This window comes from Nocardia sp. NBC_01388, assembly GCF_045040085.1.
Lineage (GTDB): Bacteria > Actinomycetota > Actinomycetes > Mycobacteriales > Mycobacteriaceae > Nocardia.
Genome location: NZ_CP109553.1, coordinates 955,943 through 971,191 on the forward strand (window position 1 = coordinate 955,943; position 15,249 = coordinate 971,191).

The following is a 15,249-nucleotide window of genomic DNA, read 5'->3' on the forward strand; positions in this document are numbered from 1 at the left end:
CATGTATCAGACTTTGACGTGCCATCACCCATCGCCGGGCGTTCGGGCCCTCCCCTTGCCCGCAATCCGCGGAGGAGTGGTGGTATGACGCGCTATTCACTTTCCGACAAGGTCGTCCTGATCACCGGTTCCGGTCGCGGGTTGGGTGCGGCCACCGCCGCCGTCCTGGCTCAGCGCGGTGCGCGGGTGGTGCTGGCGGATATCGATCTGCCCGCGGCAGAGCAAGTTGTGGCCACATTGCCGATCGGTCGAGCCTTGGCGCTGAAATGTGATGTCACACAACTGGATTCAGTCCAGGAAGTTGTGCGCCGAGCGCACGAGGAGTTCGGGCGTATCGATGTCGTGATCGCCAACGCCGGTGTGCTCGGGCGTGGCGGTACCATGCGCGTGCTGCACCCCGATCAGGTGGCCGGTGTGCTGGCGGTCAACGTGAACGGAGCCGTCAACACGGTGTCGGCCACCCTGGATTCGGTGATCCGCAGCCGCGGACAGATCGTGGTGGTGAGTTCAGTATTCGCCTACCTCAATGGATCCGGCGCCATCCCTTACGCGATGAGTAAAGCCGCTGTCGAACAACTCGGCCGGGGCCTCGGCGTCGAGCTGGCGAGCCACGGCGCGTCCGCCATGACGGCCTACTTCTCACTCATCGAGACCGACATGATCCGTCAGGGCGTGGACGCGGATCCCCATGTGACCGCCCTGCTTGCCGCGATGCCCAAGTTCGTCCTCAAACGCATTCAGCCGAAAACCGCAGCCACCGCGATCGCCGACGGGCTGGAACGTCGGCGCCGCTCCATCGCCGTCCCCGGGCGCTGGCGGCCTATCGCCGCCCTTCGCGGAATAGCCGGGCCGATCGTCGACGCGAAACTCGCGCGCGATGCCGCCGTGCGGCAAGCCCTCGCGCAACTCGAGAACCGTTAGTCGTCGTTGCCGAACTTCCCGGGAGGAAGCCGCAGGGAACTCGATTCTGCGGTCGACGACGAAGGATGGCGTGGCACCGGCGATCTCTGCGCGATGGACCCTGGTGGGGACGTCACGTTCAGGGGTCGTATTCGTGAGGTTGTCATCCGGGGAGGTCTGAATGTTTATCCTGTCGAGGTGGAACAAGCAGTCTAGTGCGGTGACCACGAACTCATACGGGTCAAGCGGCGTGGGTTCGTCCTCTGCCCCAGCGTTGCTGGCGTTCGCTGCGGACGCGGGCGCGTTCGCGGCGTTGAGCGGTCAGGACGTCGGGATGGCGGGCGTTGGCGTTGCGCCAGCGCAGGTAGGCCTGCAGCTTCTCGGCCAGAATGGTGTGGTTGGGGTGGTTCGAGTCGCCGAGCACGAAGGTGCGTAGCGGCCCGAACTGGGCCTCGATCGGATTGGCCCACGACGCGTTGGTCGGGGTAAGACACAACTCGACATTGTTTTGTGTTGCCCAGGAACGGATTCGGGGTGTCTTGTTGGCCGAAAGGTTGTCGCAGATCAGGTAGATCGGGTCACCGTCGGGACGGGTCGCCCGGATCGATCGGTAGGCCGCGAGCGAGTGGTCGCCACCCTTGCGGCGGCGGGTGATGCCCCACAACCGGTCCTCGCTCAGGCTGTAGCAGCCGTGGAAGTAGCGGATGCGGTGGTAGGTGCCCGGCAGCCGATCAGGTTTCCCTTTCCGTGCCCACGACACCCCGTGGGCGGGCCGGATCGAGAGCGGCCCGAACTGGTCGAACGCGAAACATCGGTCCAGGTGACGGGTCAGGACCTCGTCGATACGGTCGAGTTTCGCGTCCTTGTCCGGGTCCCTCGATTCCTTCCAGGTACGGGTGCGCTGAAAGGTAATTCCGTTCTCGTGCAACAACACTCGCAGTCGTTCGCGGCCGATCCGCACCACCCGAACAGTGTTCTCGGCCAGGTAGGCGGCGAGCTTGCGCAGGCTCCAGTGGGTGAAGGGCCGCCCGAGGGTTTCCGGGCGGGTAGTGGCCGTCTCGATGAGGTAGTCGATGTCGTCATCGGTGATCCGGCGGGGACGGCCGCCCGCCCACCGAGGGTCCAGCGCCGCCAGCCCCTTCTGGTTGAAGGTGTGGATCACCGCGCGCACGGTGTCCTCGTCCGCGGCCACCAGGCGCGCGATGGCCGGCACCGTGTTCCCCGACGCCGAGGCCATGATGATCAATGCTCGACGCCATCGCACCGTGTTTCCTTTGCCGCGTCGTACGATTTGTTGCAGCCGTTGGCCTTCGGCGTCGGTCAGCCGACGCGCTCGAACCGGCTCTGACATGGTGGTTCACCTCGATCGCGAATCGATATCCACCTGCGAGCCTGCACCTGCGGCAGCGACCCCGCAGCGAAATCAACACTTGATCACCCACCCCGGCGAACATTGCCGGTCACCGCACTAGAGCTCCCCGTCGATCTCGGAGGTCGCAGTCGTCGGTGTTTCGGACGTCAGGCTCGGTGAGCGTGTGATCGCCGCAGTGATACCCGTGGCCGACGTCGTGTTGGATGTGAGCGAGCTGTCGGCCCTTGCCGAGCAGCGGCTCAGTTTCTACAAGCGGCCGACTGAATGGGTCGTGGTCGACCAGTTGCCACGGACGAGCACAGGGAAGGTGCGCAAGCACCTGGTCCGTGAGTGGCACTAGAAGGGGACGTTGGGCCTGGAGTGCGGCAATTGATCGTTGAGGCGAATCACACTGAATTACATTGGATTTGATCATGTCGGCGTGCATGTCAGGACCGATGCTGGCCGTGCCGTTACCGGACGACCAGCATCGGATCTCCGTCAAACGGTGCTGGCCACGGCCTGGCCCTGGTTGACATCGTCGTCACGCCACAGTTTGCGATTAACGATGTAGAGCCAGGGCAGCATGATGAACGGCGTGATGTACCAGCAGTTTATGAACCACCAAGCGAACACCCCGTACGTCGTCTGATAACGCCCCGGCTGGAAAGTGAATTGAAGGGTGTATGCCACCCACAGAAACGCATACATCCAACCGGTGACGATCATGACCTGGAATCCCCATCGCTTGAGCTTCAGGAAGGCCCACGCGCCGGCGATTCGCATCGGAAAAAGGAGGAACACCGAGGCATACATCAGCACGGCCTCACTGGTGACTGCCACTCCGCCGGTCACGGCGTGCGAGTTGAATCCGTAGAAGTACGCGGCATCGACATCGCGTCCGTAGAAGTACCACCAGGTCCTGCTGAAGATCGCGTCATGGGGGAGTGTGGCGAGTGCCCAACCGAACATGTTGATGCCGGCATCGACGAGACAGAAAACGCCCATGATGGTGACGGGCCACGGCCGTATCGGGAAACCGAGCTTTTCCACCTTCCGAGTAAGGATGAATCCGTAAGCCAAGACCGCGACGCCGATGGGCCCCGAGACCTGGGAGCCGACAAGTAGCGCCCCAACGAGCAGCAGTCTTTCGGCACGTTTGATCTTCTTCGATAGCTCGTCCGGGACCGTCACCACTCCGGGGCTTGGCTGTAGTGCACTCACCGCTGGATGCCGTATTTCACAATGGCGATGATGAGGTAAAGCGTGCCGCCGGAGACGACGCCAAACATCGCAACGATTGCCAGTGCGGTGAGAAACCGCAGGAAGCGGACCGATGACGGATCCGAGGTGAGCCGCTCGTCATGGAGGATGGCCATGCCTGATCCTGTTGAGTGCGTTACGGTTTCGGAAAGCACAGGCTGTTCCTGATGTGCAGCTGACACGATCTTCAAATTCCTTTCTAGAACGAGCCGAGCCGGTCCAGTAGCGCGTAGTACCCGTAACTGACTGCCGAACAGACGCCGACCCATGCGAAGAAGGCCACGACATTCCCCGTGACGGTGTGCAGATTGCTTGCAGTGTGAAAGAACCCGGCGGCCACCGGAACCAACTCTTGGGAGCGGCCGTCGGTGGCCGCATCGCTGATGCCTAGACCGCGGCCGTTGAGCGAGCATTCGATCAGCTGGATGACTATCTGCGACGCGATGAATGAGATGGACATCGCGAACAATGTTTTGGCAGCCCGAAGCCGGGTCCGTGCCCGCTTCGCCGATGGCTCGTCGATCGTATCGGCGGGCGGTGGAGTGCTAGACGCCATTGGCTCACTTTCAAATACCATACCGGCCTGGAATATTATTATCGTGACCTTGCACACGCGACATGTCAAGCCCCTCATGCTGGTTCGATGAGCCGGCAACGACCCCGGCCCGGGCGGCCACGGAACGACCGCGTCGATGCCGTTGTACTCGAGGCGGCTTACGACGAGCTTGTCGCGGCGGGGCCAGAGCGATTCAGCATGCGTGCCGTGGTATAGCCGATTGAGGCCGGTCACGTAGGCGCTCATAATGAGCACGCCCACCGGAATGCGCGGGCCGTCACCGACGGTGGTGGCCTCGGCGATATAGGCGCCCAGGCCGGTCGCGGTCGAAGTGGTGTCACCGAACTTCACGACCACGGCACAATGACGGCGTTCCAGGCACCGCCGGCGGCGGTGATCGCGCCGGTGACATAACTGGGGAAGATCGCGGGCAGAATCAGCGTGCGCTACCACAGGATTCGCGCCATCAGCACAATGCCGGCCATCGCGTTCCACACCAGCGGGAACATGCCGCTGGGCACATCCAGGCGCCAGAACCGTTGCCAGCGCGACAATCTCAGATGGGTGTAGCTCTTTCGTAGGGACTGTTGATCAGGCTGCGAGTCCGTAGTTTTCGGGGTGGAGGCGTGCGTGTTCCTGGGCGATGTGGAACTTCCAGTAGGGTTCGAAGTCGCCGTTCTTGATCACGGTGCGCAGGGTGAGGATCGCTTCGGCGCCGGTCAGTCCCCAGCGGGCGCCGCTGATTTCGAGGCGGTCACCGATAAGGTGGCGGGCGGCTCCCTCGATCACGCCGGTAGCGATGGGCCAGCCTCGCGCGAGGGCTTCGTCGTAGTGCAGGTGGTCGAGGTGGTTGCGCAGGTAGCGGACCGCGGTCTCGGCGCCCTCACGTTTTCCCGCTGGTAGGCCCTGTGTGGCGGTGGCGATGGTGGCAGCGGTGAGTTCGGCTCTGCCGGTGAGGATCTCGAGGCCGCGGGCCGCGACCCAGTCCTCGGCTGCGGGGTCGTTTGCCGCATGCAGAGTCCAGGCGGCGGCCCAGAGGTATTCCAGGACGTGGATCTTGTCGATAACGATGTGGATCGTGCGGCTCCGGCGGCGAGGCTCGTCGCTGATGGCCTGGATCTCGTTCAGATCGCCGTCGACGAGCACGACCCAGGTGCGCTCGGCGAACGGGTCACGCGCGTGGGCGTGGTCGAACGCGGCGGCGATGACCGTCCTGGCGGTTCCGTGACCGAGGCGGTGAGCCAGGTGCGTTCCGCCGTCGGGCCCGGACGGCGGGTGCGTCCGGGAGCTTGCGTTCGGAGGCTGATCACATCGTGGGCGCGACGCGGGGCGGGTTCGCAGTCGTAGACCCCGGCCGCGAAGGTAGAGGTCCAGCCTACGGTCGCGGGGTGCGGCCGAAGGCACACTGTTACTCATCGCGGACCGGCTGCTCGGTCACCTCCACGGGCGAAGGCGGCCAGCTGAGGCCCTCACGCATTTCAACCGAACGATTGAAGTGGGCCAGCGACCGGACCAGCTCCTCGATCTCATCCTGGCTCCAATCAGCCACAGTGAGACCGATTCGGCTTTGATAGAGTTCCCGGTCGGCAGCCAGGCTCGTCTTCGCCGCAGAGGTGATCCTCAGCTTGCGGGCAAGCCCGCCGCCGACATCCGGGATCCGTTCCACCAGACCCGCGCGCAGCAGCGCACCCGTCTGGCGGTTCACTGTCGAAGTGTCCAAGCCGAACGCCTCGGTCAGTTGCCGGACCGACAGCGGCCCTTCCAGCTCGAGACGGCTCAACAGCACGTAGGCCGACCGTTCCAGCTGTTGCCCGGGCCGTCGCTGTGTCAGCACCTGGTATCGGGCCATCAACATCAGTTCCAGTTCCAACCGCTCGAGCACTGTCCTACCTCTCTACCTTGAGAGTTGTATGATGCACATCATATGTATGCTACCAACACAACCAGTTACGCTTCCCACACAACTTAACTGGAGAGGTAGCTGACCATGTCCTCATCGAGGTGCGCACTCACCGCGCCCAAGTCAGGTGCCCGCACACGGGGCGGCACTGCGGTGACCCCGACACTCGCATTTGCAGGTATTGCCGTTTCGGTGACTCAGACCCTGATGGTTCCATTACTCGCGCACTTGCCGACGCTGTTGAACACGTCGAGCTCCAACGCGGCCTGGGTGATCACCGTGACGCTGCTGGCCGGCGCGGTGGCGACTCCGGTGTTGGGTCGGCTGGGCGATATGGTCGGTAAACGGCGGATGCTGCTGATCGCGCTGTCATTCCTGGTCGTTGGATCGCTGATCTGCGGCGCGGAGTCGGCCTTGGTGCCCATGTTGATCGGACGAGCGCTGCAGGGCTTCGCCATTGGCGCGATCCCACTGGGCATCAGCATCATGCGCGATGAACTCCCACCCGAAAAGCTCGGCTCCGCAATGGGTCTCATGAGCTCATCACTCGGCATCGGCGGAGCCCTCGGGCTCCCGGCCTCCGCATTGGTGGCCGAGCACTTCAATTGGCATATCCTGTTCTTCGGCGCAGCCGCCCTCGGCGCGCTGGCCATTGCACTCGTCGTCGTCTTCGTGCCGGAGTCCGCCGTCCGCACGCCGGGCAGGTTCGACTTCCCCGGCGCGATCGGACTGTCCGCCGGCCTGATCGCCTTGCTACTCGGGATCTCCAAAGGCGGCGACTGGGGCTGGGGCACCGGCCGTACCCTCGGTTGTTTTATCGGCGCCTTGGTGATCCTGGTGTTGTGGGGGGTGATGGAACTGCGCACTGCCGAGCCATTGGTCGACCTCCGCACCAGCGCCCGTCTTCCGGTCCTGCTCACTAATCTGGCGTCGATCCTGGTCGGCTTCGCCCTGTACGCAAACCAACTCGTACCAATCCAGTTGCTGCAACTGCCCAAGTCCACCGGATACGGCCTCGGACAATCGATGGTCGTGGCCGGCCTGTGCGTCGCCCCCGCCGGCGTGATGATGATGGCGGTATCCCCATTCGGTGCACGCCTCATCCGGAAGCGAGGACCGAAGACAGCGCTGATGACCGGCATCGTCGTGCTCGGCCTTGCCTATGTGTTCGGCCTGGGTCTTTTACACGGGCCGTGGCAGCTCGCCCTGCTCTGCGCAATGGTCGGTTGCGGCACCGGGTTGGCCTATGCCGCGATGCCCACCCTGATCATTCAGGCTGTGCCCACCTCCGAGACCGCGGCGGCCAATGGCCTCAACACCCTGATGCGGTCGGTCGGCACCTCATCGTCGAGCGCTGTGATCGGGATGGTGCTGGCACACATGACAACTCAGTTCGGCGCGGTCGCCGTACCGAGTCTGGCCGGATTCCGCACAACATTCCTGATCTGCTGTGGCGCCTGCATTGTCGCGTTTCTGGTCGCGGCTGCGATCCCGGGATTTCGCCCTGGCAGCATTCTCGCGGATTCATCCGCCGACGCTGAAAACACGGCTGATACCCCAGTGTTGACTCGGCAGTGACTCGCCCGCGCATAACTTGACCGACAACAACCACGACCGTTGAAAAGGACCGTAAAATGACAGTTCACCAATTCACAGTCCGCACGTCCGAAGGCTCCGAACAGTCGTTGGGTGACTACTCCGGCCAGCTTCTCCTCATTGTGAACGTCGCCAGCAAGTGCGGCTTGACGCCCCAGTACGAAGGATTGGAAAAGCTGTACCGCGAACATAACGAGCGCGGCTTGCAAATCCTCGGATTTCCCTGCAACCAGTTCGGCGGGCAGGAGCCTGGCACCGAAGCGGAAATCCAGGACTTTTGTTCGGTGAACTTCGATGTCACTTTTCCCATATTCGGCAAGATCGATGTCAACGGCCCCGACGCGGCCCCGCTGTACGTCTACCTGCGGTCCGAAGCGCCGGGTGACTTCGACTCGTCGTCTCCGTTGTACAAGCACGTCGAAGCCACCCGCCCGGAAGCTCTCGGTACCGACGAAGTGAAATGGAATTTCACAAAATTCCTGGTCGACCGCAACGGCACCGTCATCCGGCGCTATGAACCCACCGCGACTCCAGACCAGATCCGCGCAGACGTGGACACCCTCCTCGGCTGATTTCGGCGCCAAGGTCTCCGGGGATCGGGACCCCGCGCCGCAGCTGCTCAACCCTGCGCAAGGCTCTGGCCGGGACAGGGCCACATAGGTCAGCTGTGCCGAGCTCCGTCACCTCGATATCGGCGCGAGCCAACCACTCGGACGTACCCATCGAGTTCCCGGCCCAGTAGGGCCGCGAACTCGATGGTGCTGCCTTCAGTACTGCCAGGGCATCGTCGACGGCAGCCGAAACATCGCTGTCGATCGGGCAGTCTGGATCCCCACTTCACACGGCAACGCGGAAGTCGGCGAGTGTGGAACGCAACGTCGTTCATCGTAAAATCTCCGGAACCGCTGGTAGTAGCGGTCGCGTTGTCAGGATCGGGCAGGAGTCCGGACGTGGGATGCCCGCAGTGAGACCTTGTCGATCTTGCCGACCGCATTCTTGGGAATAGCGTCCACGACGACGATCGAGGTCGGGCGCTTGTACGGGGTGAGCTGCCGGGCGCACGTGGCCTTCAGCTCGGTGGGATCGATTCTCGAGCCGGGTCGCGGTTGTACGTAGGCGACGACGATCTCGCCCCACTTCTCGTCGGGTACGCCGATCACCGCGGCCTCGAGGACGGATGAGTCGCCGACGAGTACGTCCTCGATTTCTTTGGGGTAGATGTTCTCACCGCCGCGGATGATCATGTCTTTCGATCGTCCGACCAGTGTCAGGTAGCCGTCTGTGTCGACATGGCCGACGTCCCCTGTGTGCAGCCACCCGTCGACGATGACGCGGGCAGTCTCTTCGGGGCGGCCGAGATACCCGCGCATGACATTGGGACCCCGCACGACGAGCTCACCGTCGACTCCCGTCTCTACTTCGGCGCCGGAGTCATCGACGATCCGAATCTCCTGGCCGGGGAAGGGGAGCCCTACGGTGCCGGCGCGTCGAAGGCCCGCGACGGGGTTGATGGTCGTGCCGCAGGTCCCTTCGGACAGACCGTAGCCTTCGATGAGGGGGAATGAGAACCGATCCTCGAAGCGGGTCAGCAACTCCGCCGAGGCCGGTGCGGCACCGCAGATTGCGAACCGCAACGACGAGGTGTCGGGCCGGACATCCGCTGGGAGCGCGGCGAGCATGCTGTAGATCGTCGGGACCCCGCTGAAGAAAGTGGGGCGCTCACGCTCGACGAGGGCGAAAAAGGACCGCGGATCGAACCGGCCGGCGATGACGACACTCGCGCCGGCGAGTAGCGGCGTGAGGATGCTGACGACGATGCCATTCACGTGGAAGAGCGGCAGTATCAGCAGGCCCCGATCGTCCGGCCCGATCTGCAGTCCCTGAATCCCCATTGCTGTCATGGCGTCGATGTTGGCGTGGTCGAGCATCACGCCCTTCGGTACGCCGGTCGTGCCGCTGGTGTAGATGAGCAGGGCCAGCGCGGACGAATCCACCTGCGGCGTTTGTTCCCACTCGACGAGTGCGTCGTAGAGCCGGTCCAATGCGGATGACGACGGCGGTCGTTCTGCGAACGCCCACCTCACCACATCGGTGGAAACGTCGCCCACGGTGAGAGTCACGGCATTGCCCACGGCGGGCACGTCATTCTCGACCACCAGTAGGCGGGCGCCGGAGTCGTCGAGCTGGCGAACGACCTCGATGTCGGTCAGGCTCGGATTCACCGGTGTGATGGTGGCGCCGAGCCGCCAGGCGGCGAACAGCAGCACCACGAACTCGGCGCGATTCTGCAACCGGAGGGCCACGACATCGCCGGGGCCGATCCCGAGCTGTGCCAGGTGCTGTGCGGCCGCTCGGACGCGGTCCAGCAGCTGGATATTGGTGAGCGACTGCGACCTGTCGGCGACTGCGGGACCCTGGGGGTCCAGTTCGGCGCGGCGGTCGGGTAGCGAAGCAAAATTCATCGCGAGCTTACCTACCTTGATGTGGCGCGATTCGGATTACGAGTCGAACTGGTCAGCGTCGGGCTGAGGTGGCGTGTCAGGAAGTCGACCTGATCCTCGACCAATGCCTCGAAGGGATCGCCGAGGTAGAAGTCGAAGTGGCCGGCGTCGTAAGTCTTGATCTCGCCCCGGGGTGCGGTACTCGTGTATCGAAGGGTCTGGGCGGGGGGCGTAACGGAATCGGTGTTACTGATACAGAAGAGGATGGGGATGGTGATCTTCTTCGCCGCGCGTCCGGGTCGATAGGCGGCGATGGTCGGAATGACCCGTGCCGCAGCCTCGTTCACGAACGTCATGCCTGCGGGAATAAGCGCCTGATAGCCGGGAAGGGCGTCCGGCGCGTGCATCAAGGCCAGCGAGCCGGGGGCGGCGGCAAGAGGAATCGTCACCGGCGCGCGGCCGAGCAGCATGGCCGCCAGGTCCCGGGTGAGTACCGGGGCCAGCTTGAGTGAGGCGACTGGGCCGAGTGCGACGGCGGAGGCCAGACCGTCGGTGAACGGGCATTGGGCTACGGCCGCCCGCAGTTCGGGATGGCGCGATGCGACCGTGATGGCATGGCCACCGCCGAATGAGCTGCCCCACACCGCGACTCGGTCACCGTCGACATCGCGACGGGCTCGCACATAGTCGATCGCAGCATCCCAGTCGGCAAGCTGTTTCTTGATCGAGAGAAGCTGGCGGGGTTCGCCGCCACTGTCGCCGAAGTGCCGGTAGGTGAAGGCCAGACAGGCGATGCCGGCCTTGGCGAAACGCTCGGCGAAGGCGTCCAGGCGCATTTCGCGGGTCGCGCCGAGACCGTGTCCGAGCACGACGACCGGTGGCGAGACCACGCCGGTCGGGAGATATAGCCATCCGGCGCAGTTGGTGTCGCCGGAGGTGAAGTAGACATCGCGGCGGGAGAAGGGCTCTTTCGTGGCCATGGTTGGATTCACCGCCCGTTCTTCGAGCGTCGTCCGGGCACGATGCCCAATTCGAGCGCTTGCTTGTAGGTGTCCGGGTTGTAGAGGGGGAGTTCACCGTTGGCTTCAGTGCTCTCCATGTAGTCGAGCATCAGTTCCTGACCGTCTTTCGACAGCGCGGTGCCGAGGAACTCTGTGCGCTCGACGTGCAGGCCGTCCGTCAGCGACATCGAGCCGCCGAAATACACCGCCCTCTTGATCGCCTCGACCGATCCCTTGGTCCGTGACCCGAAGTGTGCCGCGAGTTCGACTGCTCTCGAGACAACCTGGTCTTGGGGAACCACGTCGTCGACGGCCCCGTTGGCGAGCGCCTGCGCGGGCGTGAACGGCTTGCCTTCGAGGATCGCGACCAAGGACTTGTGGGTGCCGATCAGACGAGTGAGGCGCTGGCTGCCGCCGCCGCCCGGCATAATGCCCAGGAGTACCTCTGGTTGGCCGATGAAATAGTCGCCGTCGGCCATCACCCGAAGGTCGTTCGCCCAGGCGAACTCCGCCCCGAGACCGAGGGCCGAACCGTTGAGAGCGGCGATGAAGATGACACCGCTGCGGTTCATCCGCAGGAACGTCGTGTGCAGGCGCTCGAGCTCGACCGCGGGGCCCATCGGGGTGCGGTTCACCAAGGGGCCCAGGCGGGCCCGGTCCACATTCTTGGCGGTATGCGCGAGGACGGCGGCACCGAGTCGGTTGACGGAGGGCACTGCCGCGCCGCCCTCTTGTAGCCAGCGGACATCGGCATGGCTGACGAACCGTTCGGGATGCGCCCCGGTGAATACCACGGCGTGCACATTCGGGTCGCGGTCGACGCGGTCTACCAGCGCCTCGAGCTGGTTGGCGATCTCGAGGCCGAACAACCCGTGCGGGCCGCCGTCGACGCGCGCGACCAAAACGGAGCCACGGTCCTCGATATCGAGGTGCCCCTTGGTGTGTTGTCTCATCGACTCTGCCTCCGTGGTGAATGTTGATAGGGGATCGGCGAGCCGAGCGGGTGCCTGGCCACGCTGCCAATAACGAAGTTACAGACTAATATAACGAAGTTACTCGATGCGTGGCAAGGGCCACGCGGACGGGCCTCGGCCGCTGGGCCGGGGTGGTTGTGGAATGGGTGGAAATATGAAGCAGATATCAGCGGATACGACGACGGAAACCGTGCCGGAGCGGCTGGTCAAAGCGACCATCGGGCTGCTGGCCGAGCAGGGACCCGCCGCGATCAAGGCTCGGACGGTGGCGTCGGCGACCGGGCTGTCGACGATGGTCGTCTACAGCCACTTCGGTGGGGTTCCGGAGCTTGTTCGTGCGGTCGTGGATCAGGGGTTCATCGAACTGGGCGGCGCGTTTTCGCGGGTTGTGGCGACGGAGGACCCGGTCGCGGATCTCTTCACGATGGCGTTGGTATGTCGTGAGGTCGCCCGCCGGAACCCCCATCTTTACGACCTGATGTTCGGGCTGTCCACCCGCGCGACGTACCGGCCGGTGGGGGATTCCGGCCTGCGTTTCAGTGGTCGTTCGGCAGCGTTTCGGGATGTCCACGCCTACATAACCGAGGCATGTGGACGGCTGGTGGGGTCGGGTCGGATCCAGCCCCAGGAACCGGAGGTTGTCGCTGCTCAATTGTGGAGTTTCGTGCACGGCTACATCACTCTCGAGCTGGCCGACCACTTCGCCGACTTCGACGATGCGGTGACGCAGGTGATGCTGCCGATGGGCGTGAATTTCACGGTCGGTCTGGGTGACGAGCGGGCACGTGCCCGCACCTCGCATGAAGCGGTACTGCGCTCTTACGGCTCGATTTGATCCGCAGCGGGTGCCTCCTCAATGAGATCTCCGCAGTTCATCAACCTGTCGCACGCGTGCAGCACCCCTTTGGGTGCTCGCTGAGAGAAACCCGGCAGGTGCGGTGTGTGGACCTTGCTCGGCGTCGCGGTTCGGTGGGAGCGTCGGCCAACGGGGAATGGAAGGGGTTGCCGGATAGTCGGATTCGTGTGGCTTCGGTGGGTCTATCTCGGCGAGGCCGACGAGCAATATGAGCGTCGTGGTGACCAAGGTGACGGTGACGATGAGCGGCATGAGCAGTTCCAGGGGCTGAACACCGGTGAGATCGGCTGCGGGCACATCGTGAGCGTGCATGGAAGCCATTCCGGTGTAATGCATTCCGCAGACCGCGACGCCCATGATCAGGGCCGCACCGAAGGTCGCGGGTAAGCCGCGCACATGCAGGATGAACCAGAGCGCCGCAGTGGCGGCGACCACCGCGATCACGATTGACAGTGCCACCGCCGTGGGGTCGTAGACCAGATGACCGGACCTACCGCGAACTTGAATACGTTGGCATATCGGAGAGAACTGTCCACCGTCGGTGATACATCCGGCGAACCACCCGGCACTCCCTGCGGACCGCGAACGATCTCGCCCGCGGCGCTGGCCATTGGTATCGCTGCCAGCACGGCCAGTGTCCATTGCAATTTTCGCCGGCTGTTCATCGGACCTGCACGACGTACCGAGTGAGAACAAATGCTTTCATCGTTTCCCCTCCCTGATCTTGATTTCCGAGGTGGCGTTCGACGGGCCTTCCGCTCCGGGGGTGAGCTGGTCCTGCCGCCCCAGCGCATCGATTTCCCGCTCCAGGGTGGGAACCGTTCTTGCCGCGAAGCGTTTGGCCCACCGCCACGTCAGGGGCGAATTCAGGAGGCCCTTCGCGAAGTTGGTTATGACGACGGCTTGCGGGACGTATACGCGGCTGCTGCGGCGCGCGAGTGCGTCGACGATCGCGGCGGCGGCCTGGTCGACGCTGGTGGTGACGTTGCCGGGATAGGGCAGGCGGCTGCGCATCTCCATGAACGAAGGGAGATCGGCGTCGGCACCCCGGACCAGGTCGGTGTCGATCCATGAGGGATGGACGACGCCGACGGTGACGCCGAGGTGGGCCACCTCCTGACGGTAAGCGAGGGTGAGCATTTCGACACCGGCTTTGCTCGCGCCGTAGGAGGCCATGCCGGCCAACGGCAGGAACGACAGCGCCGACGCGACCACCATCACGTGGCCGCGAGTGCGCTCCAGATGAGGTGTCGCGTACTTGAGGGTGCGGAAAACGCCGTTCAGGTTGATGGCCACGACCCGATCGAACGATGCCTCGTCCATTTGCCGCACCGTTCCGTAGGCTGCGACTCCGGCATTGGCGACGACGAGGTCGATGCCACCCATAATCTCTGCGCAGTCATCCATCGCCGACCGCAATGCGGCGCCGTCGCGCACATCGGCTTCCCGCCAGGATGTGGTCGGGCCCAGGTCGGCGGCGATGGCGCGCAACCGGTCGGGCTCGAGTCCGATGAGGGCCACGCGTGCCCCTCGGGCGACGGCGAGTCGTGCCACTTGCTCCCCGATACCACGTGCTGCTCCGGTAACTACCAGTCGTCGACCCGCCAAGCTTCGTTGCATGTGTCGAGAATAACTTCGTTATAGCTTGCTGGCAAGCGGGTGTGATTTACGGCGATACCCCGTCGTTGTCCGGGGACGCCACGATTCTTGTGGCTGACTACCTACAGTGGGTCAGCGATTTTCCGTTGCGCCGCAGCGGTTTCGGAGGCATCGGCCAACTCTGTGATGTCGCCCATGCCGACGAGCAGGTTCACCGTCATCGGTTGCAGGATCTGATGGACGGGATCGGACATTTGCGCGAAATGCTCACCTGATTCCAGCGTGATGAATCCGTGGACGCAGCTCCGCACGCGGATTCGACGAATCGAACTCGTCGAGCGCGCCGACCGCGATGGTGGCTGGTAGGCAGGACGCCGTTGGCGGGGTGCTGTCCGGCTCGACCGTACGCACCAGACATTGCTCCGGATGACCACCAGCTCCACGATGTTCGTGGCGGCCCTAAACGGGTCGGTACTCGGTATGGGCGCTGAGATCTCGTGGGCCTGTGACCTGCGATTGCTGGCCGAGGGTGACTACTTCATCGGGCATCCGGAGGTGCTGCTCGGCTTTGCCCCCTGGCGGTGGTGGCACGCAGCGCCTGCCTCGGCTCGTCGGTTCGCACCGGGCGTTGGTAGCGATCTTGGAAGGCAAGCCCTTCTCCGCCGCGGCGCCGCAGTGAAGGGGCCGGCGGCCTCGGCGTGGTGCCGTGGGCCGGGGGCCGTGTTGTGCTAGCCTAATAACGAAGTTATTATCTATCGAGTCGGCACCCGGGACGGCGCTTCATGGCCGGGTCACCTCCGGTGCCTCCAGCC

Annotated in this window: 18 protein-coding genes; 7 read left to right on the plus strand and 11 right to left on the minus strand. The window is 64.0% G+C overall.

The features are described from left to right. The first annotated feature begins 84 nt into the window (after positions 1-84). Entirely contained in the window at positions 85-921 is an 837-nt protein-coding gene (locus tag OG716_RS04505) for an SDR family NAD(P)-dependent oxidoreductase (protein WP_405136423.1), read from the plus strand. Positions 922-1,141: 220 nt separating this feature from the next. Here OG716_RS04505 and OG716_RS04510 read toward each other — a convergent pair whose 3' ends face one another. Further along, on the minus strand, positions 1,142-2,164 hold the full coding sequence (locus tag OG716_RS04510) for an IS630 family transposase (protein ID WP_405136424.1): 1,023 nt from the start codon (positions 2,162-2,164) through the stop codon (positions 1,142-1,144). Between the two features lie 220 nt (positions 2,165-2,384). Here OG716_RS04510 and OG716_RS04515 point away from each other — a divergent pair, with 220 nt between their 5' ends. Continuing rightward, a complete protein-coding gene (locus OG716_RS04515) occupies positions 2,385-2,612 on the plus strand; it encodes an AMP-binding enzyme (RefSeq protein WP_405139525.1) in 228 nt (75 codons plus the stop codon). A gap of 140 nt (positions 2,613-2,752) precedes the next feature. Here the strand turns inward: OG716_RS04515 and OG716_RS04520 are convergent, their stop codons facing one another. The 5 genes from OG716_RS04520 to OG716_RS04540 all read right to left on the minus strand — a co-directional run bounded on the left by OG716_RS04520 (position 2,753) and on the right by OG716_RS04540 (position 5,952). Next, on the minus strand, positions 2,753-3,475 hold the full coding sequence (locus OG716_RS04520) for a hypothetical protein (RefSeq protein WP_405136425.1): 723 nt from the start codon (positions 3,473-3,475) through the stop codon (positions 2,753-2,755). Continuing rightward, positions 3,472-3,630 (minus strand): hypothetical protein, encoded by a 159-nt coding sequence (locus OG716_RS04525; protein ID WP_405136426.1) that lies wholly within the window; start codon positions 3,628-3,630, stop codon positions 3,472-3,474. The genes OG716_RS04520 and OG716_RS04525 overlap by 4 nt, the downstream gene beginning before the upstream one ends. 83 nt (positions 3,631-3,713) lie before the next feature. Further along, complete coding sequence (locus tag OG716_RS04530) at positions 3,714-4,427, minus strand: hypothetical protein (RefSeq protein ID WP_405136427.1); 714 nt, start codon at positions 4,425-4,427, stop codon at positions 3,714-3,716. Positions 4,428-4,661: 234 nt separating this feature from the next. Continuing rightward, positions 4,662-5,486: a hypothetical protein gene (locus OG716_RS04535; protein ID WP_405136428.1), complete on the minus strand. Its 825-nt coding sequence runs from the start codon at positions 5,484-5,486 to the stop codon at positions 4,662-4,664. Then, positions 5,479-5,952, minus strand: a complete 474-nt coding sequence (locus OG716_RS04540; protein ID WP_405136429.1) for a MarR family winged helix-turn-helix transcriptional regulator — start codon at positions 5,950-5,952, stop codon at positions 5,479-5,481. The genes OG716_RS04535 and OG716_RS04540 overlap by 8 nt, the downstream gene beginning before the upstream one ends. Positions 5,953-6,057: 105 nt before the next feature. On the opposite strand from OG716_RS04540, the gene OG716_RS04545 reads away from it, so the two are divergent. Then, entirely contained in the window at positions 6,058-7,548 is a 1,491-nt protein-coding gene (locus OG716_RS04545) for an MFS transporter (protein WP_405136430.1), read from the plus strand. A 56-nt stretch (positions 7,549-7,604) separates the two neighbouring features. Then, the gene (locus OG716_RS04550) at positions 7,605-8,138 is read left to right on the plus strand and encodes a glutathione peroxidase (RefSeq protein ID WP_405136431.1); all 534 of its coding nucleotides are present in this window, start codon (positions 7,605-7,607) and stop codon (positions 8,136-8,138) included. 354 nt (positions 8,139-8,492) lie between these two features. On the opposite strand, the gene OG716_RS04555 is transcribed toward OG716_RS04550, so the two are convergent. The 3 genes from OG716_RS04555 to OG716_RS04565 are packed head-to-tail and all read right to left on the minus strand — an operon-like array spanning position 8,493 to position 11,961. Further along, positions 8,493-10,028, minus strand: a complete 1,536-nt coding sequence (locus tag OG716_RS04555; protein ID WP_405136432.1) for a class I adenylate-forming enzyme family protein — start codon at positions 10,026-10,028, stop codon at positions 8,493-8,495. Positions 10,029-10,039: 11 nt separating this feature from the next. Then, the gene (locus OG716_RS04560; RefSeq protein WP_405136433.1) at positions 10,040-10,987 is read right to left on the minus strand and encodes an alpha/beta hydrolase; all 948 of its coding nucleotides are present in this window, start codon (positions 10,985-10,987) and stop codon (positions 10,040-10,042) included. An 8-nt stretch (positions 10,988-10,995) separates the two neighbouring features. Continuing rightward, positions 10,996-11,961 (minus strand): enoyl-CoA hydratase/isomerase family protein, encoded by a 966-nt coding sequence (locus OG716_RS04565; protein ID WP_405136434.1) that lies wholly within the window; start codon positions 11,959-11,961, stop codon positions 10,996-10,998. A gap of 175 nt (positions 11,962-12,136) precedes the next feature. Between OG716_RS04565 and OG716_RS04570 the strand changes: the two genes are divergently transcribed. Beyond that, entirely contained in the window at positions 12,137-12,817 is a 681-nt protein-coding gene (locus OG716_RS04570; RefSeq protein WP_405136435.1) for a TetR/AcrR family transcriptional regulator, read from the plus strand. 18 nt (positions 12,818-12,835) lie between these two features. Here the strand turns inward: OG716_RS04570 and OG716_RS04575 are convergent, their stop codons facing one another. Then, positions 12,836-13,297 carry an MHYT domain-containing protein gene (locus tag OG716_RS04575; RefSeq protein ID WP_405136436.1) on the minus strand — a complete coding sequence of 154 codons (462 nt, stop codon included), beginning with the start codon at positions 13,295-13,297 and terminating at the stop codon, positions 12,836-12,838. 243 nt (positions 13,298-13,540) lie between these two features. Continuing rightward, a complete protein-coding gene (locus OG716_RS04580) occupies positions 13,541-14,458 on the minus strand; it encodes an SDR family oxidoreductase (RefSeq protein WP_405136437.1) in 918 nt (305 codons plus the stop codon). Between the two features lie 41 nt (positions 14,459-14,499). On the opposite strand from OG716_RS04580, the gene OG716_RS04585 reads away from it, so the two are divergent. Both OG716_RS04585 and OG716_RS04590 read left to right on the plus strand, forming a co-directional pair. Beyond that, entirely contained in the window at positions 14,500-14,712 is a 213-nt protein-coding gene (locus tag OG716_RS04585) for a hypothetical protein (RefSeq protein ID WP_405136438.1), read from the plus strand. Between the two features lie 169 nt (positions 14,713-14,881). Next, positions 14,882-15,169 (plus strand): hypothetical protein, encoded by a 288-nt coding sequence (locus OG716_RS04590; RefSeq protein WP_405139527.1) that lies wholly within the window; start codon positions 14,882-14,884, stop codon positions 15,167-15,169. Positions 15,170-15,249 lie beyond the last annotated feature (80 nt).

Excerpts from the sequence above, each read along its gene's own strand:
- OG716_RS04505 (WP_405136423.1), top strand. The coding sequence starts at position 85 with ATGACGCGCTATTCACTTTCCGACAAGGTCGTCCTGATCACCGGTTCC.
- OG716_RS04590 (WP_405139527.1), top strand. The coding sequence starts at position 14,882 with ATGTTCGTGGCGGCCCTAAACGGGTCGGTACTCGGTATGGGCGCTGAG.
- OG716_RS04565 (WP_405136434.1), bottom strand. The coding sequence starts at position 11,961 with ATGAGACAACACACCAAGGGGCACCTCGATATCGAGGACCGTGGCTCC.
- OG716_RS04545 (WP_405136430.1), top strand. The coding sequence starts at position 6,058 with ATGTCCTCATCGAGGTGCGCACTCACCGCGCCCAAGTCAGGTGCCCGC.
- OG716_RS04525 (WP_405136426.1), bottom strand. The coding sequence starts at position 3,630 with ATGGCCATCCTCCATGACGAGCGGCTCACCTCGGATCCGTCATCGGTC.
- OG716_RS04560 (WP_405136433.1), bottom strand. The coding sequence starts at position 10,987 with ATGGCCACGAAAGAGCCCTTCTCCCGCCGCGATGTCTACTTCACCTCC.
- OG716_RS04570 (WP_405136435.1), top strand. The coding sequence starts at position 12,137 with ATGAAGCAGATATCAGCGGATACGACGACGGAAACCGTGCCGGAGCGG.
- OG716_RS04580 (WP_405136437.1), bottom strand. The coding sequence starts at position 14,458 with ATGCAACGAAGCTTGGCGGGTCGACGACTGGTAGTTACCGGAGCAGCA.
- OG716_RS04555 (WP_405136432.1), bottom strand. The coding sequence starts at position 10,028 with ATGAATTTTGCTTCGCTACCCGACCGCCGCGCCGAACTGGACCCCCAG.
- OG716_RS04550 (WP_405136431.1), top strand. The coding sequence starts at position 7,605 with ATGACAGTTCACCAATTCACAGTCCGCACGTCCGAAGGCTCCGAACAG.
- OG716_RS04535 (WP_405136428.1), bottom strand. The coding sequence starts at position 5,486 with ATGAGTAACAGTGTGCCTTCGGCCGCACCCCGCGACCGTAGGCTGGAC.